Source organism: Parageobacillus thermantarcticus, from assembly GCF_900111865.1.
Lineage (GTDB): Bacteria > Bacillota > Bacilli > Bacillales > Anoxybacillaceae > Parageobacillus > Parageobacillus thermantarcticus.
On the sequence record NZ_FOJS01000027.1, the window covers coordinates 14,319 to 39,781 of the forward strand.

At 43.6% G+C, this 25,463-nt stretch carries 18 protein-coding genes, 1 pseudogene and 1 riboswitch; of the genes and pseudogenes, 11 read left to right on the top strand and 8 right to left on the bottom strand.

Annotation, left to right across the window (positions count from 1 at the left end; translation table 11 throughout):
- Positions 1–83: 83 nt before the first annotated feature.
- The 6 genes from BM278_RS12350 (at position 84) to BM278_RS12375 (ending at position 8,508) form a co-directional block, all read left to right on the top strand.
- On the top strand, positions 84–1,394 hold the full coding sequence (locus tag BM278_RS12350) for an ABC transporter substrate-binding protein (protein WP_090950155.1): 1,311 nt from the start codon (positions 84–86) through the stop codon (positions 1,392–1,394).
- Between the two features lie 284 nt (positions 1,395–1,678).
- On the top strand, positions 1,679–2,539 hold the full coding sequence (locus BM278_RS12355; protein ID WP_081189458.1) for a carbohydrate ABC transporter permease: 861 nt from the start codon (positions 1,679–1,681) through the stop codon (positions 2,537–2,539).
- Positions 2,539–3,354 carry a carbohydrate ABC transporter permease gene (locus BM278_RS12360; RefSeq protein ID WP_062753852.1) on the top strand — a complete coding sequence of 272 codons (816 nt, stop codon included), beginning with the start codon at positions 2,539–2,541 and terminating at the stop codon, positions 3,352–3,354. The genes BM278_RS12355 and BM278_RS12360 overlap by 1 nt, the downstream gene beginning before the upstream one ends.
- Before the next feature lie 197 nt (positions 3,355–3,551).
- The gene (locus tag BM278_RS12365; RefSeq protein ID WP_090950134.1) at positions 3,552–5,084 is read left to right on the top strand and encodes an alpha-amylase family glycosyl hydrolase; all 1,533 of its coding nucleotides are present in this window, start codon (positions 3,552–3,554) and stop codon (positions 5,082–5,084) included.
- A 12-nt stretch (positions 5,085–5,096) separates the two neighbouring features.
- The gene (locus BM278_RS12370) at positions 5,097–7,460 is read left to right on the top strand and encodes a glycoside hydrolase family 31 protein (protein ID WP_090950136.1); all 2,364 of its coding nucleotides are present in this window, start codon (positions 5,097–5,099) and stop codon (positions 7,458–7,460) included.
- Positions 7,461–7,482: 22 nt separating this feature from the next.
- Positions 7,483–8,508: a LacI family DNA-binding transcriptional regulator gene (locus BM278_RS12375; RefSeq protein ID WP_090950138.1), complete on the top strand. Its 1,026-nt coding sequence runs from the start codon at positions 7,483–7,485 to the stop codon at positions 8,506–8,508.
- Positions 8,509–8,823: 315 nt separating this feature from the next.
- Here the strand turns inward: BM278_RS12375 and gnd are convergent, their stop codons facing one another.
- Both gnd and zwf read right to left on the bottom strand, forming a co-directional pair.
- Entirely contained in the window at positions 8,824–9,726 is a 903-nt protein-coding gene (gene gnd, locus BM278_RS12380; RefSeq protein WP_090950140.1) for a phosphogluconate dehydrogenase (NAD(+)-dependent, decarboxylating), read from the bottom strand.
- Between the two features lie 108 nt (positions 9,727–9,834).
- A complete protein-coding gene (gene zwf, locus BM278_RS12385; protein WP_090950142.1) occupies positions 9,835–11,292 on the bottom strand; it encodes a glucose-6-phosphate dehydrogenase in 1,458 nt (485 codons plus the stop codon).
- A gap of 559 nt (positions 11,293–11,851) precedes the next feature.
- On the opposite strand from zwf, the gene hxlR reads away from it, so the two are divergent.
- From hxlR to BM278_RS12410, 4 genes are all read left to right on the top strand, one after another.
- Complete coding sequence (hxlR, locus tag BM278_RS12390; protein ID WP_003252445.1) at positions 11,852–12,217, top strand: transcriptional activator HxlR; 366 nt, start codon at positions 11,852–11,854, stop codon at positions 12,215–12,217.
- Positions 12,218–12,733: 516 nt separating this feature from the next.
- Positions 12,734–13,408, top strand: coding sequence for a GNAT family N-acetyltransferase (locus BM278_RS12400; RefSeq protein WP_090950145.1), 675 nt, complete (start codon positions 12,734–12,736; stop codon positions 13,406–13,408).
- A 15-nt stretch (positions 13,409–13,423) separates the two neighbouring features.
- On the top strand, positions 13,424–14,095 hold the full coding sequence (locus tag BM278_RS12405) for a GNAT family N-acetyltransferase (protein ID WP_090950147.1): 672 nt from the start codon (positions 13,424–13,426) through the stop codon (positions 14,093–14,095).
- Positions 14,096–14,381: 286 nt separating this feature from the next.
- Positions 14,382–15,425: a bis-aminopropyl spermidine synthase family protein gene (locus BM278_RS12410; RefSeq protein WP_090950148.1), complete on the top strand. Its 1,044-nt coding sequence runs from the start codon at positions 14,382–14,384 to the stop codon at positions 15,423–15,425.
- Between the two features lie 528 nt (positions 15,426–15,953).
- Here BM278_RS12410 and hxlB read toward each other — a convergent pair.
- The 4 genes and pseudogenes from hxlB to BM278_RS12435 form a co-directional block, all read right to left on the bottom strand.
- On the bottom strand, positions 15,954–16,511 hold the full coding sequence (gene hxlB / locus BM278_RS12415; RefSeq protein ID WP_090950157.1) for a 6-phospho-3-hexuloisomerase: 558 nt from the start codon (positions 16,509–16,511) through the stop codon (positions 15,954–15,956).
- 3 nt (positions 16,512–16,514) lie between these two features.
- Positions 16,515–17,150, bottom strand: a complete 636-nt coding sequence (gene hxlA / locus BM278_RS12420; protein WP_015375155.1) for a 3-hexulose-6-phosphate synthase — start codon at positions 17,148–17,150, stop codon at positions 16,515–16,517.
- Positions 17,151–17,549: 399 nt separating this feature from the next.
- A pseudogene (locus BM278_RS12425) lies at positions 17,550–17,846 on the bottom strand (zinc-binding dehydrogenase); the annotation flags it as partial.
- A gap of 613 nt (positions 17,847–18,459) precedes the next feature.
- Positions 18,460–19,323: an SDR family oxidoreductase gene (locus BM278_RS12435; protein WP_090950149.1), complete on the bottom strand. Its 864-nt coding sequence runs from the start codon at positions 19,321–19,323 to the stop codon at positions 18,460–18,462.
- Between the two features lie 143 nt (positions 19,324–19,466).
- On the opposite strand from BM278_RS12435, the gene BM278_RS12440 reads away from it, so the two are divergent.
- The gene (locus tag BM278_RS12440) at positions 19,467–19,601 is read left to right on the top strand and encodes an AbrB/MazE/SpoVT family DNA-binding domain-containing protein (RefSeq protein ID WP_244151158.1); all 135 of its coding nucleotides are present in this window, start codon (positions 19,467–19,469) and stop codon (positions 19,599–19,601) included.
- Positions 19,602–19,686: 85 nt separating this feature from the next.
- Here BM278_RS12440 and metH read toward each other — a convergent pair whose 3' ends face one another.
- Positions 19,687–23,097 carry a methionine synthase gene (gene metH / locus BM278_RS12445; RefSeq protein ID WP_090950151.1) on the bottom strand — a complete coding sequence of 1,137 codons (3,411 nt, stop codon included), beginning with the start codon at positions 23,095–23,097 and terminating at the stop codon, positions 19,687–19,689.
- Positions 23,090–24,940 carry a bifunctional homocysteine S-methyltransferase/methylenetetrahydrofolate reductase gene (locus BM278_RS12450; RefSeq protein WP_090950152.1) on the bottom strand — a complete coding sequence of 617 codons (1,851 nt, stop codon included), beginning with the start codon at positions 24,938–24,940 and terminating at the stop codon, positions 23,090–23,092. The genes metH and BM278_RS12450 overlap by 8 nt, the downstream gene beginning before the upstream one ends.
- Before the next feature lie 76 nt (positions 24,941–25,016).
- Positions 25,017–25,120, bottom strand: a riboswitch (SAM riboswitch).
- Between the last annotated feature and the right edge of the window lie 343 nt (positions 25,121–25,463).

Below are 25,463 nucleotides of genomic sequence, written 5' to 3' on the forward strand. Positions count from 1 at the left end.
TGAAAATGAAAGTGCAACCGTTTTCTTTTTGTGCTATTTTGTGCAAACGGTTTCCGAAAATTTATTTGGAGGGGAAACGAAAAATGAAAGCAAAAAAGGTCTTTTTAGCTGCTCTTTCATTATTTTTGTTGTTAAGTGTAGCGTTATTTGGATGTTCTTCATCTAATTCATCTAATGATTCTGGGAACAAAAGCTCAGATGATCAAGTGACAATTGACATTTTCCAATTTAAAGTGGAATTTAAAGATCAATTTGAAAAAGTAGCAAAACAATATGAAAAAGAGCATCCGGGTGTCAAAATTAATATTACGACAGTCGGTGGCGGTGAAGACTACGGTGCTGCACTTAAATCAAAATTTGCTTCAGGAGATGAACCGGCGATTTTTAACGTCGGTGGTCCGCAAGATGTGGAAGATTGGTTAGATAAATTGGCTGATTTGTCAGATACAAAAGCTGCATCCCTAGCTCTTGAAGGAACGCTTGATGGGGTTAAGAAAGGCGATCAAATTTTAGGACTTCCATATAACCAAGAAGGATATGGACTAATTTATAATAAAGAAATATTTAAAAAAGCGGGTATTGATCCAAAAAATATTAAGTCTTTTTCTGATTTAGAAAATGCAGTCAAAAAACTGGACAAAGAAAAAAAATCTTTAGGCATTGATGCTGTTTTTGCTTTTCCTGCTAAAGAAACTTGGGTAACTGGGCTTCACCTATCTAATGTATTTTTAGCGCCTGAATTTGATTCAAATGTTGTAAACGCATTTAATGCAAAAACCGTTGAATTTAAGTACGGCGATGCAATGAAAAAATTCATTGATTTACAAAATAAATATTCTGTGCAGCCTACTGTAAGTCTAGATTATTCGCAGCAAGTGGAAGAATTATTTTCTACGGGACGTGTAGCGATCATTCAACAGGGGAACTGGGTATATAACTCAATCGCAGATATCGATCCAGAATTAGCAGAGAAAAATATCGGCATTTTGCCAATACCAATTGAAGGATATAAAGAGGATGTCATTCCAGTCGGTGTTCCGATGTATTGGGCAGTAAACAAAAATAAAGATGAAAAAGTAGTAAAAGAATCGAAAAAATTCTTAGATTGGTTATACACATCTGATGAAGGAAAAGAAATTATTTTGAATGAATTTAAATTTATTCCGGCGTATGATGGATATGATTCTTCGGAAATTTCTGACCCACTATCTAAAGAAATTTATGATTATGCTCAACAAGGAAAAACGATTGGTTGGGTATTCATGGGATATCCAACAGGATGGGGCATGGAGAAGTTAGGTGTAAATATCCAAAAATATGTAAGCGGAAAGATGAAATGGGATGAATTAATTGCAAATTCTAAAAAAGAATGGGAAGAAGCAAGAAATAAATAAATCAGGCGTGTTGATTTAACTAATAAAAACCAGTTACGATCGGTCCTTCAAATGGCTTTTCTATCGACTGGGCATGTGGTATCGCATGCCCCACTCTCATTTGAATAGTAAAATAATTGATTATTGTGGCATAGAAGAAAATAACACTATGGTAAGTTGCTTTGTTTTCTTCTATTTCTCTGTTAAATGGGAGACGGAACGAAAATACACTCAAATTTTTTGATGAAATCTACCTATATTTTTTAAGTCTTCTTGTCAGTTTAGTTATATTGGAGGCGTTTTCCATGAGAAAACAACCATTATGGTACTGGCTGTTCTTGGCTCCAGTTCTTATAGCGCTAACCGTTGTTGTAATCATACCGTTTATTTTTGGTTTATACTACTCTTTCACTAATTGGAATGGGATTCAAAGTACTGAATTTGTAGGATTTAAGCATTATATAAATGTTTTTCAAGACAAGGAATTTTTACACTCCCTTTGGTTTACAACCAAGTTTTCTATTGCGTCTGTGCTCTTTATTAATTTGTTTGGATTGACTCTTGCGTTAATTGTCACTCAAAAAATAAAAACGTATAAAATTCTTCGAACGATCTTTTTTATGCCGAATTTAATAGGAGGTTTAATACTCGGTTTTATTTGGCAATTCATTTTTATTAAAGTGTTTGCTAATGTAGGAAATTACCTGCACATAGAAAGTTTAAAAGGCTGGTTATCGACACCAGAAACAGGTTTTTGGGGACTTGTTATTTTAATGAGCTGGCAAATGGCAGGCTACATTATGGTTATTTATATTGCATATTTAGAAAGCATCCCGCAAGAGTTATTAGAAGCTGCCGAGATCGATGGAGCTAATCGCTTCCAACGTTTTCGCCATATTACTTTTCCGCTTGTAGCGCCAGCTTTTACCGTAAGTTTATTTTTAACATTATCCAACTCTTTTAAACTGTATGACCAGAACTTATCTTTAACAGGCGGAGGCCCTTATAACTCCACACAGATGATCGCAATGGAGATTTTTAAAACAGCATTTAGCGAAAACCAAATGGCTTATGCGCAATCAAAAGCGGTGATATTTTTTGTGATTGTTGCCGTAATTTCCTTGACTCAAGTGTATTTCAATAAAAAAAGGGAAGTGGAGATGTAATGAGGAGAGCACAGAAGTACGTTGTTGAAATCCTCGGGGTTATTTTAGCTCTAGTTTGGCTAGCTCCGTTTTATTTAATGATTGTAAACTCTTTCAAGACAAAGAGAGAAATATTTACAGATACTTTGCGATTACCTGAAACATTTACATTTGAAAATTATGTTGAAGCTTTTCAAGAGCTGGATTTTGTGAAAACTTTTTTTAATTCCTTGCTCATTACCATTGTCAGTGTCAGCATCATCATTATATTTTCATCCATGGCAGCTTATGCGCTTTCAAGACGAAAAGGAAAAATGAGTTCTTTATTATTTTTCATCTTCGTTGGAGCGATGCTCATTCCATTTCAGTCCGTCATGATCCCTTTGATTTATATTTTTGGGCAGATGGATATGTTAAATAGAATTGGATTAATATTCATGTATTTAGGGTTTGGATGCAGTCTTTCTATCTTCCTTTATCATGGGACATTAAATGGCATTCCAAAGTCATTAGATGAAGCGGCAATCATAGATGGGGCTAATCGTTTTCAAGTGTTTTGGCATATTATATTTCCGATGCTTAAACCGATCACTGTTACCGTTGCAATCTTAAATACCATTTGGATATGGAACGATTATTTGTTGCCTTCGCTTGTGATCAATAAAGAAGGAATGCATACGATCCCTCTAAAAATGTTCTTCTTCTTTGGAGAATACACGAAACAATGGCATTTGGCTCTTGCGGGGTTAACAATTGCAATCCTTCCAGTCATTATTGGATATTTCTTTGCGCAAAAACAGATTATAAAAGGAGTGTCGGAGGGGGCAGTGAAATAACGTTTATAAAAAGCGCCCCCGTTTCCTTCATTTTTCTGTTCATTTAGTGTAATCGTTTTAGAAATTGCTGTATAATAAATTCCCCCTTTTTATATACTCATTAGGTGGAACAAAAGGGTAATAACCGTTATGATAAAGGTGATATTACCCCTTTCCGACAGTCAAAACGATATTATGATACAAGGGGGGAAACGGAAATGGGGAATCGAGTATTCGCTTTATTTATGCTTCCGTTTCTTCTTTTTTGTGCGGTTCCGGTACAAGCTGCTGAAAAAGAAGAACGGACATGGCAAGATGAGGCAATTTATTTTATTATGGTCGACCGCTTCAACAACATGGATCCGACGAATGACCAAGACGTTAATGTCAATGATCCAAAAGGATATCACGGCGGTGATTTAAAAGGGGTGACCGCCAAACTAGACTACATTAAAGATATGGGATTTACGGCGATTTGGCTCACGCCGATTTTCAAAAATGAACCGGGCGGCTATCATGGCTATTGGATTCAAGACTTTTACAAAGTCGATCCGCATTTTGGCACGATGGAAGATTTAAAAACGTTAGTGAAAGAAGCGCATAAACGCAACATGAAGGTGATTCTGGATTTTGTCGCCAACCATACCGGCTACCACCATCCATGGCTGAACGACCCAGCGAAGAAAGATTGGTTTCATGAGAAAAACGACATTTTTAACTGGGATGACCAACAACAAGTGGAAAACGGCTGGGTGTTCGGACTGCCTGATTTAGCGCAAGAAAATCCACAAGTAAAGCGCTATTTAATCAATATGGCCAAATGGTGGATTAAAGAAACGGACATTGACGGTTATCGCCTTGATACAGTCAAACACGTCCCGAAATCGTTTTGGCAAGAGTTTGCCAAAGAAGTGAAATCGGTGAAAAAAGACTTTTTCCTGCTTGGAGAAGTATGGAATGATGACCCGCGTTATATTGCCGACTATGGAAAATACGGCATCGACGGGTTTGTCGATTATCCGCTTTACAACGAAATCACGAAAGTGTTCAGCAAGCGCGATCAATCGTTGCGGCCGCTTTACGACGTATGGGAGTATGACAAAACATTTTACGATCGCCCGTATTTGCTTGGAACATTTTTAGACAATCATGATACGGTACGTTTTACAAGACTTGCGATAGAAAATAAGCAAAATCCAATAACGAGAATTAAGCTCGGTTTAACGTATTTGTTCTCTGCACCGGGCATTCCGATTATGTATTATGGAACAGAAATTGCAATGGACGGCGGGAACGATCCGGATAATCGTCGCTTAATGAATTTCCGTACTGACAAGGAAATCATTGATTATATTAAAAAATTAGGGGAACTGCGCCAACAGCTACCATCGCTACGGCGCGGCGATTTTACATTGTTATATGAAAAAAACGGTATGGCTGTCTTTAAGCGGACGTATAAAGACGAAACAGCGGTCATTGCCATTAACAATACCGGAAAAACACGAAAGGTTCATTTGACAAACAATCAACTTGCCCCGGGAAAAGAACTACGCGGACTGCTGGCAGGAGATTTAGTCCGAAGCGATCGCGACGGATATGATCTCATTTTAAATCGCGAGACAGCGGAAATTTATGTGCTTGCGAAAAAGACGGGGCTCAATATTCCATTTATTGCAACGTTAATTGCCATTTATGTGCTATTTGGGTTGTTTTTATATTATGTAAAGAAAAGGTCAAAACAGACAACCTAGGAGGGAAAAAAGATGCTCGAGGATACAAGCTTCGCCATTCAGCCGGAACAAGATGACAAAACGCAAGAAACGCACCGGATCGACATCGGGAATATGCATACATTTTCTCATACGGAACACGTATTTTCATTCCATTGCGACACAGGAATCGTCAAAATTCGATTTTACCGTGAAGATATTGTCCGTATCGCCTTCAACCCTTTTGGCGAAACAAGTTTGTCCACAAGTGTCGCTGTCGTAAAAGAGCCGGAAAAAGTAGATGCCTCCGTACATGAAACCGAGGAAGAGGTGACGTTAACATCGGCAAAACTGACGGTTGTTTTGCAAAAACGACCGTTTCGCGTCCGCATTTACGACAATCATGGACGACTGCTTGTTGCGGAAGGAAAAAAGGGGATGGCGTTTACCTACCAAGGAGAAGTATGCTGTTTTAAAATGATGGATGAAGCTGACCATTTTTACGGATTTGGTGAAAAAACAGGGTTCCTCGATAAGCGTGGCGAAACAATGACGATGTGGAATACGGATGTGTATGCGCCACACAATCCGGAAACGGACCCGTTATATCAATCCCATCCGTATTTTATGACGGTGCGAAATGGAAGTGCGCATGGCATTTTCTTTGACAATACGTACAAAACAACATTTGATTTTCAAACAGCGACCGATGAGTATTGTTTTTCCGCAGAAGGAGGGGCCATTGATTATTACGTTTTTGCTGGTCCAACGCCAAAGGACGTGTTAGAACAATATACGGATCTTACCGGCCGAATGCCGCTTCCGCCAAAATGGGCACTCGGGTATCATCAATCCCGCTATAGCTATGAAACCGAACAAGAAGTAAGAGAGATCGCACAAACGTTTATCGAAAAAGACATTCCGCTTGATGTCATTTATTTAGATATTCATTACATGAATGGCTATCGCGTGTTTACGTTTGACCGTAACCGTTTTCCGAATCTGAAGCAGCTCATTGCCGATTTAAAACAAAAAGGAATTCGTGTTGTTCCGATTGTCGACCCCGGAGTGAAAGAAGACCCAGAATACGTCATTTACCAGGAAGGCATTCGCCATGATTATTTTTGCAAATATATCGAAGGAAACGTTTATTTTGGTGAAGTCTGGCCGGGCAAGAGCGCGTTTCCGGATTTTACAAATAAAAAGGTGCGAAAATGGTGGGGAGAAAAGCACCAATTTTATACGGATTTAGGCATTGAAGGCATTTGGAACGACATGAACGAACCATCCGTTTTTAACGAAACGAAAACGATGGACGTCAAAGTGATACACGACAACGACGGCGATCCGAAAACGCATCGCGAGCTTCATAACGTGTATGGCTTTATGATGGGAGAAGCAACGTATAAAGGAATGAAAAAATTATTAAACGGAAAGCGCCCGTTCTTATTAACACGCGCTGGCTTTTCCGGCATTCAGCGCTATGCCGCGGTATGGACGGGGGATAATCGCAGCTTCTGGGAACACTTGCAAATGTCACTGCCGATGTGTATGAACTTAGGATTATCTGGAGTTGCGTTTTGCGGTCCGGATGTTGGCGGTTTTGCCCATAACACGAATGGAGAGCTGTTGACGCGATGGATGCAAGTAGGGGCGTTTACGCCATATTTTCGCAATCATTGCGCGATTGGGTTCCGCCGTCAAGAACCGTGGGCGTTTGGGGAAAAATATGAGCGCATCATAAAAAAATATATTCGATTGCGCTATCAGTGGCTTCCACATTTATATACATTGTTTGCGGAGGCACATGAAACAGGGGCACCTGTCATGAGACCATTGTTTTTCGAGTACCCGGATGATGAAAACACGTATAATCTGTATGACGAATTTCTCGTTGGTGCCAATGTATTAATTGCGCCGATCATGACGCCGAGCACGACCCGTCGCGTCGCTTATTTCCCGAAAGGAAACTGGGTGGATTATTGGACAGGCGAAGTGCTAGAAGGCGGCCAATACCATTTAATTTCTGCGGATTTAGAGACATTGCCAATTTTCATTAAACAAGGATCGGCTATTGCCTTAGGTGACGTTAAGCGTTCGACAGAAATGCCGGACGAACATCGGACTGTTCATATTTATAAGGCCAATGGTGGCAAAGCGACGTATGTACTGTATGATGATGACGGACAAACGTTCTCTTACGAAAAGGGAGATTATTTACGCATGTATATTGAGGTCGAATATGGCGAAAATTCCGTGCATATCGTAACGAAAAGCGAAGGAACGTATCAACCAAGTTGGAAGCTCTCTTTTGCAATTCATCACGCGACGGAACAGACGAAAGTCACGATCGATGGAAACGAACAAAATGCGATATTTGATCCTCATCAGCGTATCCTACTCATCCAAAGTGAATGAGCATCGAATGGGGGAGTAAATGATGAACGTTACGATAAAAGATGTTGCAAAACGAGCAAACGTGGCTCCCTCCACGGTTTCCCGCGTTATTGCCGACAGTCCGCGAATTAGTGAGAAGACGAAGCGAAAAGTGCGACAGGCAATGAAAGAACTTGGCTATCATCCGAATTTTATTGCGCGCAGTTTGGCGAGTCAAGCGACACAGGTGATCGGCATTGTCATGCCAAGCGCAGCGGAACAGGCGCTGCAAAACCCGTTCTTTCCAGAAGTCATCCGCGGCATCAGCAAAGCAGCACATGAAAAAAAATACGCTTTGCAAATGTCCACGGGCGAAAAAGAAGAAGAAATTTACGAAGGGGTTGTGGACATGCTTCAAGGCCGCCGCGTCGACGGGGTGATTTTATTATACTCGCGCATCAATGATAAGCTGATGAAATACTTGCAAAAAAATAAATTTCCGTTTGTTGTTATCGGAAAGCCGCATCAAAAAGAAGAACAAATCACCCATGTGGACAACGATAACTATCGGGCGGCGAAAGAAGCGGCCCAGCATTTAATTGAGTTAGGGCATGAACGAATTGCCTTTGTCGGCGGAAATAAGAAATATTTAGTGACCGTCGACCGATTGCACGGCTATGAGGCGGCATTAAAAGAAGCAGGGCTTCCTTATCGGGAAGACTATATCATGCATGAAGAATTTCTGCAGGAAGGCGGCCAGGAAGCGATGAAGGAGTTGCTTTCGCTCGCAGATCCGCCGACCGCGCTTGTCGTCGCCGACGACTTAATGGCCTTAGGCGTGCTGAAGACATTGGATGAAATGGGACTGCGCGTTCCCGATGACATTTCGATCGTCAGCTTCAACAACACGCTGCTGGCGGAAATGTCGCGTCCGCCGCTTACATCCGTTGACATTCACATTTTCCAGCTCGGTTATGAAGCAACAAAAAGTTTAATCGAAAAAATCGCCAACCCGAACGAACCGGTAAAACGAATCATTATTCCGCACCGAATCGTCAAACGGTTTTCATGTGATTATTATCGGAAATAAAAAGCTGACACAAGCGGTCACCTTGCATGTGATCGTTTGGAGTCGGCTTTTTTTATGGGAAGTTCGTTTACCATGAACCGATAGTTTGGAAGTTTCTGATCGTAGCTGAAAACGGTCTGCATGCGAAAAAAGATTATCATCAAATTCAGGAAAAATGAAACTACCTGTCTCCTGTAGAGTTCAGGAAAACAGGTAGTTTGGATGTAGAGCCGCATTTTAAGATAGCTGATCGCTAACAGGCAAGAAAACGTTATTTAGATAACCGTTTCATGAGAGTTGCTTTTTCATCTTCAAACCCCGGTTTGCCAAAACGGTTTATTTCTTCTCATTTTTTTCTACAGCATGTCCGCCAAATTCGTTGCGGAGGGCGGCTACCACTTTGCCTGTAAATGTATCGGTTTCTAATGAACGATACCGCATCAATAAGGCCATAGCGATGACAGGAGTAGCGGTTTGTAGATCTAAAGCCGTTTCGACTGTCCATTTTCCTTCACCGGAAGAATGCATAATCCCTTTGATGCTTTCTAATTTTGCATCTTTTGAAAAAGCGCGTTCGGTTAATTCCATGAGCCATGAACGAATCACCGAACCATGATTCCACACTCTTGCCACTTTTTCAAAGTCATAATCGAATTCACTTTTCTCCAATATTTCGAATCCTTCACCAATGGCCGCCATCATCCCGTATTCAATCCCATTGTGGACCATTTTTAAGAAGTGGCCGCTACCTGCTTTTCCTGTATATAAATACCCATTTTCCACAGCGGTATCTCGGAAAAGAGGCTCGACAATGTTCCAAGCTTCAGGATCGCCTCCAACCATGTAACACGCTCCGTTACGAGCACCTTCCACTCCACCAGAGGTTCCGGCATCCATAAAGTGAATTCCCATCTCCTTTAGTTCGTTATAACGCCGAATCGATTCCTTATAGTGAGAATTGCCGCCATCAATTACAATGTCGCCTTTGCTTAAAAATGGTGTAATTTCATTAATCACCGAATCAACAACGGTGTGTGGAACCATCAGCCAAAGAATTCTAGGGGTTTCTAATGATCGAACGAGTTCCTTTAAACTGGATGCGCCTTTGGCCCCGTATTTTTTTATTTCTTCAACCGCATTTGCGTTTATATCGAATGCCACTACTTCGTGCTTATGGTCAATGAGATTTTTACCTAAGTTTAACCCCATTTTTCCTAAACCGATTAAACCGACTCTCATGCTGACTGCCTCCTAAAAATATCTTGATCCAAAGAAGACTTGCTGGTAAAATAATATATTCCTATTTTCATATATTGACAACTTCATCTAGAATTATGAAGTGCTTACCTATCGCCAATAAAATCCGTCTTCTTTCAATAATTGATAAGAAGCATCTGGTCCCATCGATCCTGAACGATATGAGTGAAGAGGAAGGAGATTTTCCGCAAACGCCTCTAAAACAGGCTGCACCCATTTCCAAGATAGTTCAACTTCTTTCCAATGGGCAAAGAAAGTCGAATCGCCATGTAAAGCGTCAAAAATCAAGAGTTCATAGGCTTCGGGTATCTCTTTCTGATTAGTCGTAAAGTGCATATGGACAGGTTCCATCTTTCCGTTGTTAAATACATTTTTGCTATTGAATTGCAGCGAAACACTTTCGTTCGGATTGATTTGAATCGCCAAAAGATTAGGGGCTGTTTCCTCATTTTTCGGTAAGTGCCATTCCTTTAATGGATTTTTAAATTCGATCACAATACGTGTGGACTTTTCCTTCATTCTTTTGCCTGTACGGATATAGAATGGTACCCCGCTCCAATTTTCATCATCGATCCACAAACGGGCAGCAACAAATGTCTCCGTTGTTGAAGAAGCATCGACTCCAGGCTCTTCTTTATATCCAATTACTGGTTTGCCATTGATTTCTCCAGGACCGTATTGACCGCGAACGACGTGTAAACCTACTTCTTCTTTCTGTATTGGTCGAAGAGATTCCATGATTTTTCTTTTCTCATTACGGATGTCTTTGGCGCTAATTTGTTTTGGCAGGTGCATGGCTGTCATCATCAGCAATTGCAGCATATGATTTTGAAACATATCGCGGATGGCTCCTGCCTGATCATAGTAGCTTGCTCTTTGTTCTACTCCAACGGTTTCGCTTGCCGTGATTTGCACATTGGCTATATATTGATTGTTCCATATCGCTTGAAACACAGGGTTGGCAAATTTTAAAGCTTCTAGGTTTTGCACCATCGGCTTTCCAAGGTAATGATCTACCCGATAAATTTCTTCTTCTTCGAAAGCTTGGCTTAACTTTTCGTTTAACTCTTGGGCCGATTTGATATCGTGACCAAACGGTTTTTCGACAATTAGTCGTTTCCAACCCTTGGTGGATCCTAAGCCACTTTCTTTGATGTTCGACGCGATCACATCAAAAAATTCTGGCGCAACAGATAAATAAAACATGCGGTTTTCAGGAATATTCAATTCTTTTTCGCGTTGTTGAACCATTTCAAGCAACTTTTTATACCCTTGTGCATTTGTTACATCTAAAGAAGTATAACAGAATGCACGGAGAAACTCTTCCATTTTGGAGCGGTCATTTATCAAGCGTCTGGAAAAGGTTTTGATCGAATTTTCCACATATATTTGAAATTCATCATTGGACAATTCTCTTTTGCTTACGCCAATGATAGAAAACGACTGGGGCATTTTTTGATCGAGAAATAAATTATATAATGCAGGGAAAATTTTTCGTTTCGCTAAATCGCCCGTTGCCCCAAACAAAACAAAAGTCATCGAATCCAATGTGATCCCCCCTGTCTTTTTCGAAACGTTTCTCAAAAAGAATCGACCTGATAGAGCAAATATAGCGGGATTTGCCACATTGCGCGAATTGGTATGTTGTGAAAAACGCATCTTGTATTTTCTCGTTGCCAAATCGTTTACTGAAAACGGTTTTCTTGACGGCGCCGCCAATGACGAGGGCACAGTTGTTGTTCCTTCCAGCGTTTTTAAAGCAGCGAGAACGTAAATATCGCGTGGAATAGTAAAACAATAGTGCTCGTGATTTTGTTCACAGATGCTAGTATAATGCGTATAAAATTTATTGAGAAGTACGCACTTTATTATCATGTAGTGATAAAAATATAATATAGTGTAAAAAAATATACTTAATGATATAAAAGGATTGTGGGCACAATGAAGGGAATGGATCATGAAAAAGCCTTTTCCCATCCTAGAATGAATGCCGTCTGCTATGAGCGAAAATAAATATGTATAACATGTATTTGACAGTATGTGCTTTACGACCATAAAGTGACAAAGAATATACTATCAGTTATAATCAACATAGGGGGGTGAAACGATGGGACACGTTTGTGGCAAGACGTATAACTGTGAAAAAGAATTAACACTTGCTGTTATTGGCGGTAAATGGAAAATGCTTATTTTATGGCATCTAGGAAAAGGGGGAAAGAAGCGGTTTAGCGAACTAAAAGCTCTCATGCCTGGGATCACCCAAAGAATGCTAGTTAACCAGTTAAGAGAGCTGGAGCAAGATCAAATTGTGCATCGCGAAGTCTATCCGGTTGTTCCACCAAAAGTGGAATATTCACTGACCGAGCATGGAAAAAGTTTGATGCCAATTCTTGATGCGATGTATGAATGGGGCAAAAACTATATGGAGACGGTCGTAAAGGGACAAGTAAAAATCAATGAAGCCGCCAAATAGAAAGCTTTCTCCGTTATTAAGCTTCGAAAACACTCTGCGTGTATGTATATGTACTTTTCTTTTTTTGCTGGTAAACAAAGAAATACACACATGAAAATGATGAGGAAAGCAATAAGTTTTATATTAGACGCGAAAAACCAACGGACAACCATCTTTGTGAAAGATCCGCTGTCCGTTGGTTTTTCTGTATATACGTTGATAACTGTTGATTTGAGTCCCGAAAATGGCGTAAAAAGAAAAACGGCAAAAAAGTGCTTTTGTTTTCCAGTGATCCAAGTTCACTGGATGGAGAATGGATTTTACACAATAATGAGGACTTAACATGGCTGTTCGAATGCGAAGATGGTCTGGAAAAAAATATTCCGAATTTCTTTTTTATTTTAGGTATAATTTTTCACACTATGTAACACGAAAGTATCTACTTGTTAAATGGAATGATGTGCCTAATAATATCAGTATCGCCACATGAATGGGGAGATACGTTGCTAGATGGATAACGAGAGAGGAGGGGTAAGAATGTATCGAAAGGAGTTTTATGTCTTTGACCAAGATCGTCCTGTTCCAGCGGTGATCCGAAATTATGAAGAAAAGGACTTTCCTGGATTAATCCGCATTCAACAGGAAAGTTTTCCTCCGCCATTCCCGTCTGAATTATGGTGGAATACGGAACAGCTGAAAAACCATGTGACACTCTTTCCAGAGGGAGCCTTATGTGTTGAGGTGAATGGTGAAATTGCGGGGTCAATGACAGGGCTTATTGTCGACTTTGATCCCAGCCATCCGGACCATACATGGGAAGAGATCACGGATAATGGATATATCCGTAACCATAACCCAAACGGGAATACGCTTTATGTCGTTGATATTGGCGTGCGCCCTGCCTACCGCAAATTGGGGCTGGGAAAATGGATGATGCTATCCATGTATGAAGTGGTTGTTCATTTGGGACTAGAGCGGCTGTTAGGCGGAGGGAGGATGCCTGGCTATCATAAAAAAGCGCATGAGATGACAGCGGAGCAATATCTCGAAGCGGTAGTAAAAGGCGAATTGAAGGATCCTGTTATTACCTTCCTGCTTCGCTGCGGCCGCACACCTGTCAAAGTGGTGGCGAACTATCTAGAAGATGAAGAATCGTGCAATTATGCTGCACTGATGGAATGGAAAAATCCTTTTTATCGCTCAAAATCTTAAAGGAGAATGATGAAGATGGAGTATCGCAGAATTACGAGCATTGAAGACCCTTTGTTTAAGAAAATGCATCAATTGATGCAAAATGTATTTCCTCCGGAAGAAGTATTAGCATTTGATTTGTGGAAAGAGCCTCTGGAAGATCCGGGAATTCGTGTGTGCGTTGCTGTTCACGAAGGAGAGGTAGTAGGCGCGACTGAGTACCGCTATTATGAAGATTTAAATGTCGCGATGACAGATTTCACCATTATCGGCCAAGCAGGTCTGGGGATCGGTCGATTTTTAGCTAAAAAGCGGCTAGAGGATTTGCAAAATTGGGCCGCTGCAAATGGAAAGCAGTTGTATGGCATGTTCGCCGAGATTTATGATCCTTACCGGGTGGAGCATTATGAATTTGGCGGGATTAAGCCGATGGATCCATATGTTCGTCGTGAGGTATTATCTCATTTGGGATATAAGCGGCTTGACTTCCCTTATGTCCATCCATCTTGGAACAATGATGGAGAAGCCGTAACCGGGCTTGATCTTTGTTTCCTTCCGATGGACGATAGCGTGAATGAACTTCCAGCGGATCTTGTTGTGAAGTTTTTGAAACGTTATTATTCTGTCTTATCGAACAAACCAAGGGATTGGTATGAAATGATGGAAAAACTAGAGGCGAAAAATACCATACCGCTATTACCGATTTAAACCTTAATAAAAACACAATGCTTATGAACCCTTAAAAAATTCTTTCAACTTCAGCGCGTCTTTTATCGTTTCCCTATCGAAAGCAGCAAAATGCTATTTCGATACCTGAAAGGTGAAGGATGCTTTATCTTTCGGATGATCGTTAGGCCTCACACTAAGAAGACAGGCGTTCCAAAAAACGTTTGAACCGCTGCTATCTATGTTTCATGTCGCTCCTTTCGATGAAAACGAAGGGGTGCCGAAGCGGAATGGTCTTTACTCTTTTAGGGCGAAAGGAGTGGTACCCATGTCGAAAGTCGGTATTGCTGCGGAAAGTCGTCGGATCGACACGCTTCTGCTTCGTGCGCTTTACTTTGGTCCCAAATCCTACTGGGAACTGATGCGGGCAGGGAAAGCCCAGACGCATCAAGTGCTGAAGGCGCTGCAGTCGCTCTTGGAGGGCGAGCTGGTGGCCTACGACGGCGACCGCTTTGTGATCACTGAGAAAGGGCGTCGTCAGGCAGAAACTATGGGCCTAGAACGGGTGACCGAACAGCGCTGTGAGGCTTGCGCGGGGCGCGGCATTGTTCTGAGACCGCCTTTTGACAGCGTCCTTGCTGCTTTCCAAGATATCGTAGCCATGCGGCCCAAGGCGACGCCCGACTTTGACCAAGGGTACGTGACGCCCGAGACAACCGTGCGACGGCTGGCCCTGATGGCCCAACAGGGAGATCTGATGGGACGAGACATTTTGCTACTGGGCGATGATGACCTTACAAGCATTGCGGCCGCGCTCTCGGGGCTGCCGCGGCGCATCTGTGTCCTGGATGTGGATGAGCGCATCGTCTGCTTTATCCGCGATGTGGCTCAGGACCAAGGTTGGGACCACGTCCACGCCGAGGTCTACGACGTGCGGGATGAATTGCCGTCCCATCTCCGTGGCCAGTTTGATGTGTTCTTCACGGACCCGGTCGACACCGTCAAGGGCCTCCTGCTTTTTTTAAGCCGCTGCACAGAGGGGGTGCGTGGGCCCGGTGCCGCGGGCTATTTTGGACTCTCTTACTTGGAGGCCTCTTGGCGGAAATGGCGGCAGATCCAGCAGGGCATCCTTGACATGGGCTTTGCCATCACTGACATGCTGAGCGCCTTCCAAGACTATCAGTTAGAGGATATTGTGTTCCTAGACTGGGCGCGCATGGCACCGGTGCCGGTCAAAGAACCCGATATCCCCTTCTACGTCAGCACCGTCTATCGCTTAGAGATGGTCGAGGAGCCTCGGCCCCTCTTTTTCGGGCGGGTGGAGTTTGGGCAGGACTTCTACTACGACGAAGAGTTCTGCGTCAAAGAATAGCGATAAAGACTGCTCGTCCTTGGTAACGGGTATTCCCGCCGCCGAGGGCGGGCGTTTGTACGCCGTTTCTTGACACCCGCATGCGGAGTTGCGTTCTTCAAAGTTTGTTGAATTACATTTATTACCATCGCACGATTTTACCGATGGATTATGGCAGGCAACAGACTTTTTAAAGTTTTTGACGCCGTGTGCAACCATTAAAGGAGTGGTCATCGATTTTGAAACAAGTCTTGGCAAACGCCACGTTCCAACTATAACCGATTTTGATTTGTAATGATAATCGAGGGAATGCTGATAGTGGGAGAGCGACTGATGTGTACGAAGAGAATGATAATGTTCAAACTGTTGGAGGACTATCATGGATCGATCACGAGAATCCAATCTCCCGATCAAAAAAAGACCGCAAAGCGTTTCTTAAAGAAAACTTTGCGGTCTTTTCTCCTTTCCCCCGTGATCAAGTTGAAAATTTCGTTTAAATAGTTTAAAATTTTGAATGGTTAAAGATGTCTGCACAAGAATTCCTTTACTCTATTCCAGATTGGCGTGTCTTTTAAACATGGTATTGGAGTCCAATCCTTTTTTCTCCATGCATCTTAATATGATGGCATCATAGAATAGTAAAAGGGTTTGCTCAAAAAGCGATCCCATTGGCTGTATCGTTTTGTATCCATTATCTGACTGGTCTTTAGGCGAGCCAGGCAATTTGACTGTAATATCAGCCAATTGTCCAATGGTCGATTCAGGGAAAATGGTCACTAACGCTACGGTTGCCCCTAAGCTTTTCGCTTTTTCAGCCATGGAAACTAAACTTCTCGTTTCCCCTGAACCCGATCCAATGATCAAAATGTCGTCTTGTTCTAGGTTAGGGGTTATGGTTTCGCCTACTACATAGGCGTCTAACCCCATGTGCATCATTCGCATCGCAAAAGATTTGGACATAAATCCAGATCTGCCTGCGCCAGCTACAAAAATTTTCTTTGCTTCGAGAATCCCATTTACCAATTTTTCCGCTTCTTCCGCGGCGATTAAATCGGCTGTCCGATTTAACTCTTTGATGATTTCGCCTAAATATTGCGTAGCTTGCATCATTCATTCACCTTGTTGGATCATTTTTTTCATTTCAGCGGCTACAGCTCGTTTATCTTCTTGGCCAGTAATACCGCCGCCTACGATGATAAGATCAGGTTTTGCTTTAATGACTTCAGGCAATGTGTTTAATTTAATGCCGCCTGCGATCGCAGTTTTTGCGTTTTTCACGACACGTTTGATTGTGGCAAGATCTTCAAGAGAGTTTTTGCCGACTGCTTGAAGATCATAACCTGTGTGTACGCAAATATAGTCGACTCCAAATCCATCTACTTCTTTCGCCCGTTCTTCTAAATTTTTAACCCCGATCATGTCCACCAATATTTTTTTGCCTTGTTTTTTAGCTTCTTCCACAGCACCTTTGATGGACAAATCTTCAGCAACTCCAAGTATCGTGATAATGTCGGCTCCGGCTTCGGACGCTTTCATGACTTCATATGCGGCTGCATCCATGATTTTTAAGTCTGCCAATACTTTTAAGTGAGGAAATTCTTGTTTGATTTCTTTTACGGCTCTAAGACCTTCATTAATGATAACTGGAGTACCGATTTCTACAATATCCACATACTCCTCGACTTCTTTTACTAATTGTTTCGCTTCTGGAATATTTACGAGATCCAATGCTAATTGTAATTCCATGAATCCTTCACCTCTCATAAAAATTTATTGTAGGTTGCATAAGCAGCAGTATTTTTTGTGTTTTTATTCTTACACACTGATGAGTATACTATGTATGTTTTATCTTTAAAAGTACGCACTTTATTTTTACATAGTATCAAAAAATATACTATTGGTTGTTATTTATACTCTTTTACTTTTGAATGTAACTTGGAAAGAGGGGCTCTCCATTTCCAGACAAATTTTATTTTGAAATGGCCAAAAAATAAGAAAAGCAATATGCTATCCATTGCTTGTGGCATTAACTGAAGAACTGTTTCTTTGTCAAGCCATATGTAAAAAGGGCTATCTCATCTTTGTGAGACAGCCCTAAAACGCCGGATTTTATTTGTTGGTTGCGCGAAAAAACAGTGTTCAATTTTATTTGTTTTCTAATGTTAAAACAACACGTCCGTTAATTTCCCCTTTTAGCATTCTGTCAAACACTTCGTTAATTTTTTCAAGAGGTTGCACTTCAATAATGGTTTTTACTTTACCTTCCGCTGCAAATTGAAGCGCTTCTTGCAAGTCTTTCCGCGTGCCGACAATAGAACCGACAATTTTAATTCCGTTTAATACCGTATCAAAAATTGGAATAGGCATTTCTTCCGGCGGCAATCCGACAAGAACGCACGTTCCGCCTCTGCGAATAGAATTGTGCGCGGATTGAAAAAATGCGGTGAACTTGAATCTTTGGACAATAAAACTGCTTTTTGCTGTTGCCTTTTACACAAATTTCAGGACGTAATTGATCCCATCCTCTATATGAAAACCGCTTGTTAAAAATCAAGAAGAAGTGAGCAATATGCTGCGCTGCTTTTTCGAACAAAGTCTTTCATGCGAAGCGTCTGCGCAGATGGATGAAAAAGTGGGCAAAGCCGATGAGTGAGGTGGGAAAAGCAAATAATGAACAAAGGGGATGTACCTCATTACGTTACAAGTATACAGGAGTGAATGGAAAAGAAAAGCTTGCGGCATATTATCGCAAGCTAAAAAGAGAAGAGAGGGTGTAAAATTTTGCTGTAGTTGAAAAAATGAAACGAAACATAGCACCAATTACATCTTTATCATAATCTTGATGTTAATGGAAAAGCAATAAATCTGTTAGAAAATATGACATAAAAAATCGTCTGACGGTTTCAGAGCGTGGTTTGCTGGAAATGAAGTTTTTCATTGCTTTAACATGACCAATATTGTCTTCCAAATGATGTCTAACATGGTGATACATAAACAAGTGTTTTTGCCGGAAAAAGTATTTGTTTTTTGAAGGCGCGCCTTTGCGCATCGCTTTTTACCCATTCACCACTTTTCCGCCGTTGACGTGTATCATCTGTCCTGTAATATAAGATGCGTCATCGCTTGCCAAAAAGACGTAGCTTGGGGCGACTTCGCTCGGCTGCCCCGGCCGCTTCATCGGGGTGTTGGAGCCGAAAGAGGCGACTTGGTCGCTTGTAAAAGTGGACGGAATAAGCGGCGTCCAAATCGGTCCCGGGGCGACGCCGTTAACGCGGATGCCTTGACCGACGAGCGATTTTGCCAATGAGCGCGTAAAGGCGACGATCGCTCCTTTTGTGGCCGAATAGTCAATTAATTGCTCGTTGCCTTCGTAAGCGGTAATTGACGCCGTATTAATAATGGCGCTGCCTTTTTGCAAGTACGGAAGCGCCGCTTTTGTCAAATAAAAATAGCCGAAGACGTTGGTGCGGAACGTTTTTTCCAGCTGTTCTGACGTAATGTGCAACAAGTTTTTTTGCGGATGCTGTTCGGCGGCGTTATTGACGACGATGTCTAATTTGCCAAATTGGTCGATCGTTTGCTTTACGGCATGTTTGCAAAACTGTTCATCACCGACGTCGCCGGCAAAAAGCAAGCATTTTCTTCCTTCCTGTTCGACTTGGCGCTTCGTTTCTTCCGCGTCTTCATGTTCGTTTAAATAAATGATCGCCACATCTGCGCCTTCCTTGGCAAAATGAATGGCGACCGCCCGGCCGATGCCGCTGTCGCCGCCGCTAATGATGGCAGCTTTATTTTTCAATTTCCCGCTTCCTTTATATGTTGCGCTGATCGAAACAGGCTGCGGGTTCATGTCCGTTTGCAACCCGGGCTGGCGGTTTTGCTGCTGCGGCGGCAGCGTTGCCTGATGTTTCGTGACCATCTTCCATTCCTCCTTGTGCATCATTTGTCATCGTTAGTATGGGATAAGGAAGTGAAAATATGTAATGTTATGCAATGAGTGAACAGTCATCAAGACGTTAATCGCTTTACTTATTTATTAGTAAAGGATAGAAGGGGATAAGGATGACATCAACTCCAGATAAAACGAAAACAGACGTTTATTTTTCGACGATGTCTTCAAAAAAACAAGTAACGATTCCCATGAAGGTGCGGGAAGTGCTTGGTGCAGAACCGGGGGATCAAGCAATGTTTGTTTAATGAAAAAGATTTCAAAAAGCTAGAAGGAGAATATTACTCGCCTGACCACATTGCATAAAAAAAGCTGGCCATATGGCCAGCTTTTTTACAGCACGTTGAAATAACGCGCTTCCGGATGGGCGAAGACGATCGCGGAAACGGAAGCTTCCGGTTCCATCATATATCCGTCCGTCAATTGAATGCCGATTTCTTCGGGACGCAATAGGCGGAAGAGCTTTTCCTGATCCTCTAAGTTTGGACAGGCCGGGTAGCCGAACGAGTAGCGCTGCCCTTGGTATTTGGCGGCAAAGCGCTCTTCCATCGTAAAGTCGGGATCATCCGGAAAGCCCCAGCGGTCGCGCATGACTTGGTGGATGAATTCGGCTAACCCTTCGGCGATTTCGAGCGCCAATGCTTGAATCGCGTGGCTTTTTAAAAATTCGCCGTTTTCTTTCCACCGTTGCGCAAGTTCGCGAATGCCTTTGCCGGCGGTGACGGCGAAAAAGCCAACGTAATCGATTTGGCCGCTTTCGACAGGCTTCAAATAATCGGCTAAACAAAGGTACGGCGCTCTTTGCTGTCTTGGAAATTCGAATGTTTCAATAATGGTCCGTTTGTCTTCCGGCGAGTAAATATAAATCCGGTTTCCTTCGCTTTGCGCCGGGAAAAATTGATACAACGCCGCCGGCGTGATCCATTGTTCTTGCTGGGCTTGTTGAAGCAGATCATCGACAACTTGCTTTAACATAAGCGCTTTTTCATCTTTTTCTTCAAGCAGCCGTTTCACTTTCCCTTTTAACCCGAGATGGTGCCCCAACACCATTTGCCAGTTGACATATGGAATAATATGTGGAAGCGAAATATCTTTGAGCACGTGACGTTCTAAATCCGCCGGCACAAACACGGGAACGTCGGTCGAAACGTTCGATTTGGCGGCGATAACCGTTGGCGCCGTTTTTTCTGGTTTTGTTTCATGTTTTTCCGTTTTTGTATATTCAATTTCGTTTTGCTGCAATTGGTTTGCCAGCGCCAGCCCTTCCATGGCGTCTTTTGCGTATAAGACGATTCCGTCATATTCCGGAGCGATTTTATTTTCTGTAAACTTGCGCGTCAATGCGGCGCCGCCGACTAAAATCGGAATCGAAATGCCCGCTTGCCGCAAATCCTGGGCGGTGACGACCATTTGCTGGGCGGATTTGACAAGAAGCCCGGACAAGCCGATGATATCCGGCTTTTCCGCTTGAACGGCTTCGATCAGTTTTTGCGGCGTCACTTTAATTCCTAGATCAATAACTTGGAAGCCGTTGTTGCTTAAAATAATGTCGACCAAGTTTTTGCCGATATCGTGCACGTCGCCTTTGACGGTGGCGAGAATCACTTTTCCTTTTGTGCTGCCTTCTTTTTTCTCCATATGCGGTTCTAAAAAGGCGACCGCTGCTTTCATGACTTCCGCGCTTTGCAATACTTCGGCGACAATAAGCTGGTTGTCATTAAACAGGCGCCCGACTTCATCCATTCCCGCCATCAGCGGACCGTTGATGATATCAAGCGGATCGTCATATGTTTGCAGCGCTTGCTCCAAATCGGCGAACAACCCTTCTTTCGTGCCTTCGACGACATAGTTCGCAAGCCGCTCTTCAAGGCTAAGCTCTGTTTTCGTTTTTTTCGGCTCTTTCGTTTTATCGCGGTAAAATTGGATAAACGTGTTTAACGTTTCATCGTTCGTGTTAAACAGCAAATCTTCAGCCAATCGGACTTCTTCTTCCGGAATGGAAGCGAACCGTTCTAGCTTTTCTGTATTGACGATCGCGTAGTCGAGCCCGGCTTGTGTGCAATGATATAAAAAGACAGAGTTTAAAATTTCGCGGCCCACCGGCGGAAGCCCGAAAGAGACGTTGCTGATGCCGAGTATCGTTAAACATTGCGGAAGCCGTTCTTTAATGAGGCGGATGCCTTCGATCGTTTCTTTTGCGGCGCCGATATATTGCTCGTCGCCTGTGCCGACAGGGAATACGAGCGGATCGAAAATAATGTCGCGCGGGGGAACCCCGTATTTATTCACAAGCAAGTCATACGACCGTAAGGCGATTTCCAGCTTCCGCTTCGCATCAATCGCCATTCCTTGTTCGTCAATCGTTCCGACGACAACGGCGGCGCCATATTTATGAAGAAGCGGAACGACTTTTTCAAACCGTTCTTCCCCGTCTTCTAAGTTAATCGAGTTAATGATCGCTTTTCCTTGCGAATAAGTGAGGGCGCGTTCGATCACGCGTTCATCCGTCGAATCAATGACAAGCGGCACTTTTACTTTTTTAATGACTTGCTGGATAAACTTTTCCATATCTTCTTGTTCGTTGCGATCTGGGTCGGCTAAGCAAATATCGATGACGTGCGCGCCGTTTTTCACTTGCGCGCGGGCGATTTCTGCCGCTTCTTCATATTTCCCTTCGGCGATCAATCGTTTGAATTTGCGCGAGCCGATAACGTTTGTTCTTTCACCGGCGAACAGCGGCCGCATCGTTTCATCATAAATAAGCGGATCGATGCCGGAGACGGCGTGGACGTCAAACGACGACGGGATCGGGCGCGGCGGAATGCCGCGGACCGCTTCGGCGATGGCGCGGATATGTTCCGGCGTTGTCCCGCAGCAGCCCCCAACGATGTTAATCCAGCCTTTTTCGGCGAACCGCTGAATTTTTTTCGCCAACATATCCGGCGTTTCGTGGTAGCGTCCTTCTTCATCCGGAAGCCCGGCGTTCGGATAGCAGCTAACGGCGGTGTTCGCCAAGGAAGCGAGCGTACGCAAATGGTCGGTCATAAACTCCGGGCCGGTCGCGCAGTTTAAGCCGACGGCAAACGGCTTCATATGCTGGACGGAGATGAAAAACGATTCGATCGTTTGGCCGGCTAACGTTGTTCCCATCGGTTCAATCGTCCCGGAAATCATAATTGGCACTTTTTTTCCGACCGATGCGAATGCTTTTGTAATCCCAATAAAGCCAGCTTTGACATTTAATGTGTCTTGGCATGTTTCTAACAGAAGCAAGTCGACGCCGCCGAGCAATAATCCGCGCGCTTGTTCTTCGTAAGCGGCGACTAATTGCTCGAACGTAACGCCGCCTGTGACGGATAACGTTTTTGTCGTCGGTCCCATCGAACCGGCGACAAAGCGCGGCCATTCGGGAGTAGAGTAGGCGTCGGCGACTTTGCGTGCCAGTTTGGCCGCTTCCATGTTTAATTCGAGCGCTAAATGGCCGAGCTCATATTCGTCTAACACAATGCTAGTCGCACCGAATGTGTTCGTTTCGATAATGTCGGCTCCCGCTTGCAAATATGCTTCATGAATGCGTTTGATCACATGCGGGGCGGTGAGCGTCAAATATTCGTTGCAGCCTTCGTATTGTTCGCCGCCGAAGTCGTCGGCGGAAAGCTGCGCGCTTTGAATCATTGTTCCCATCGCGCCATCAATCACTAATATTTTTTTTTCGAGCTGTTGCTGCAATGTTACGTTATCCATGGAGTACCTCCCTTTCTTGAGCGGCTTGTTCTTTTTCGTGAATGTAGCGAACGAGTTCGACGGTCATTTCATAGCGCAAAAACGGCGTGATTAAGTAGATGCCGTTAAATAAGTCAAAAACGGCATCAATCAGCGATTTGGCAATGGCGATTCCTTCGCGTGCCGACTGCACCGGATCGTTCGCGCATGCCGCCATGCGGGAGCGGATTTCATCCGAAAGCGTGATGCCAGGCACTTCATGGTGAAGGAAATCGGCGTTGCGCGCGCTCACTAGCGGCATAATGCCAATGTAAATCGGCGTATCAAGATGCTTTGTCGCTTCGTACACTTCTTCGATTTTTTGTTCGGAGTATAATGGCTGAGTAATGAAATAATGGGCGCCGCATTGAATTTTTTTCTCAAGACGTTCAACCGCTTTGTCCAAATGGCGGACGTTCGGGTTAAACGCCGCGGCGATCGAGAAATTCGTTTTTTGTCCGAGCGGTTTTCCGGAATACGAAAGTCCTTCGTTAAATTGGCGAATAAGACGAATTAAGTCAAAAGACGATAAGTCATAAACCGATGTCGCGCCAGGAAAATCGCCGATTTTCGACGGATCGCCGGTAATGGCGAGAACGTCGGTGATGCCGAGCGTATGCAAGCCCATCAGATGTGACTGCAGCCCGATCAAATTGCGGTCGCGGCACGTAATATGAATGAGCGGGCGAATGCCAAGTTGTTCTTTGACGATGGTACCAAGCGCCATATTGCTGATTCGCGGTGTAGCCAGCGAATTGTCAGCTAGCGTCAACGCATCAATATTCGCTTCTTTGAGCGCTTTGGCGCCTTCTAAAAATTTGGCGATGCCTAGTTTTTTCGGCGGATCGAGTTCGACGATCACCGAACGGCGCTTGCGGACGATGTCTTGCAGCGGCGGCGCCGCATTTTGTTCATTCGTTTGGACAGAAATGGAGATATGGCGTTGTTGAACCACTTTTTCCTTGACTGGTGTCCGATCCGTTAAGGCGCTTGCCATTGCTTCGATATGTTTCGGCGTCGTGCCGCAGCACCCGCCAATGAGACGCACCCCTTGTTCGCGAAACGCCAGCGCCGTTTCTTTAAAATAGTCGGCGTTTGTTTCATAAACAAGCCGTCCGTCGCGGTAATCCGGCAGGCTCGCGTTCGGATACGCGGAAAGAAACGCTTTGCTTGGCAGCGGCACTTCCTCCAGCGAGCGGATCATATGGTATGGGCCGAGACGGCAGTTAAGCCCGACAACGTCGGCTCCTAGCTGTTCTAATTGCGCCAATGCTTCGGCAAGCGGTGTGCCGTCTTGCAAAACGCCGACTTCGTGGAGGGTGACGTGTGCGATAATCGGTTTATCCGTTTCTTTGCGGGCGATCGCAAGCACTGTCTTTAATTCTTCCAAATCGTAATACGTCTCGAGCAATAAGCCGTCGACGTCTTCGTTTAATAGCACAAACAATTGCTCGCGAAACGTCCGTTTTATTTCATCGATGGAAACGGCGCTTTTGTTAATGCTGCGCAATCCGCCGATCGTTCCGAGCACGTAGGCTTTATTTTTCGCCGCTTGTTTCGCCAGCCGCACCGCCGCGCGGTTAATGGATGGCACTTCATCTTCGAGCCCGTAGCGGGCAAGCTTGACGTAGTTGGCGCCGTATGTATTCGTTTGAATGACTTCGGCGCCCGCGGCGATATATGCTTCATGAATGTGAAGAATGTCTTCCGGTTTCGACAAATTTAATTCTTCAAAGCATCGATCGACGCCATGGGAGTATAGCAGCGTTCCCATTGCGCCATCGGCGATGACAATTCGTTCTTGCAAATCTTCCAAAAGACCCACGCTCATTCCCCCGTTCTATGAAAATAGTAAAAGAAAAAAGCCTTCTATAAGAAGAAGACTTTTTATGTATCGTCTCTTCTTATCTTCCAGGCTTTTTAGCCTGTCTGGATTTAGCACCTTGGCTTCCGCCAGGTTGCTGAGGGTTCACAGGGCCAGTCCCTCCCCCTCTCTTGATAAGAAATTCGCTATGAAGTTGTGACCAAACGTTTTAACATTAATTATAATATATAATGTAAAGCATTTTCTGAAAATATTCAATACAAAGGAATCGTTGAGTCAGTCAAGATTTTGTGGGAACTTTTTTGGTTCGCTAAAAAACAGGTGTAAGTCATAGGTTGGCGAACCATTTTTTTGAATTTCATCCGTAAGCGCTTTCGAACTCTCATCCCTTGTCATGACAGACGAATATGTATACCTTTTTTTACCATCCCTTGAGTTCAGACAGGGCATGATAGATCGGTGTCCCGGACGATTGCTGTAAATATGGCACGTTATTCCGCGTTACCTCCGGAAGAAGACGGCG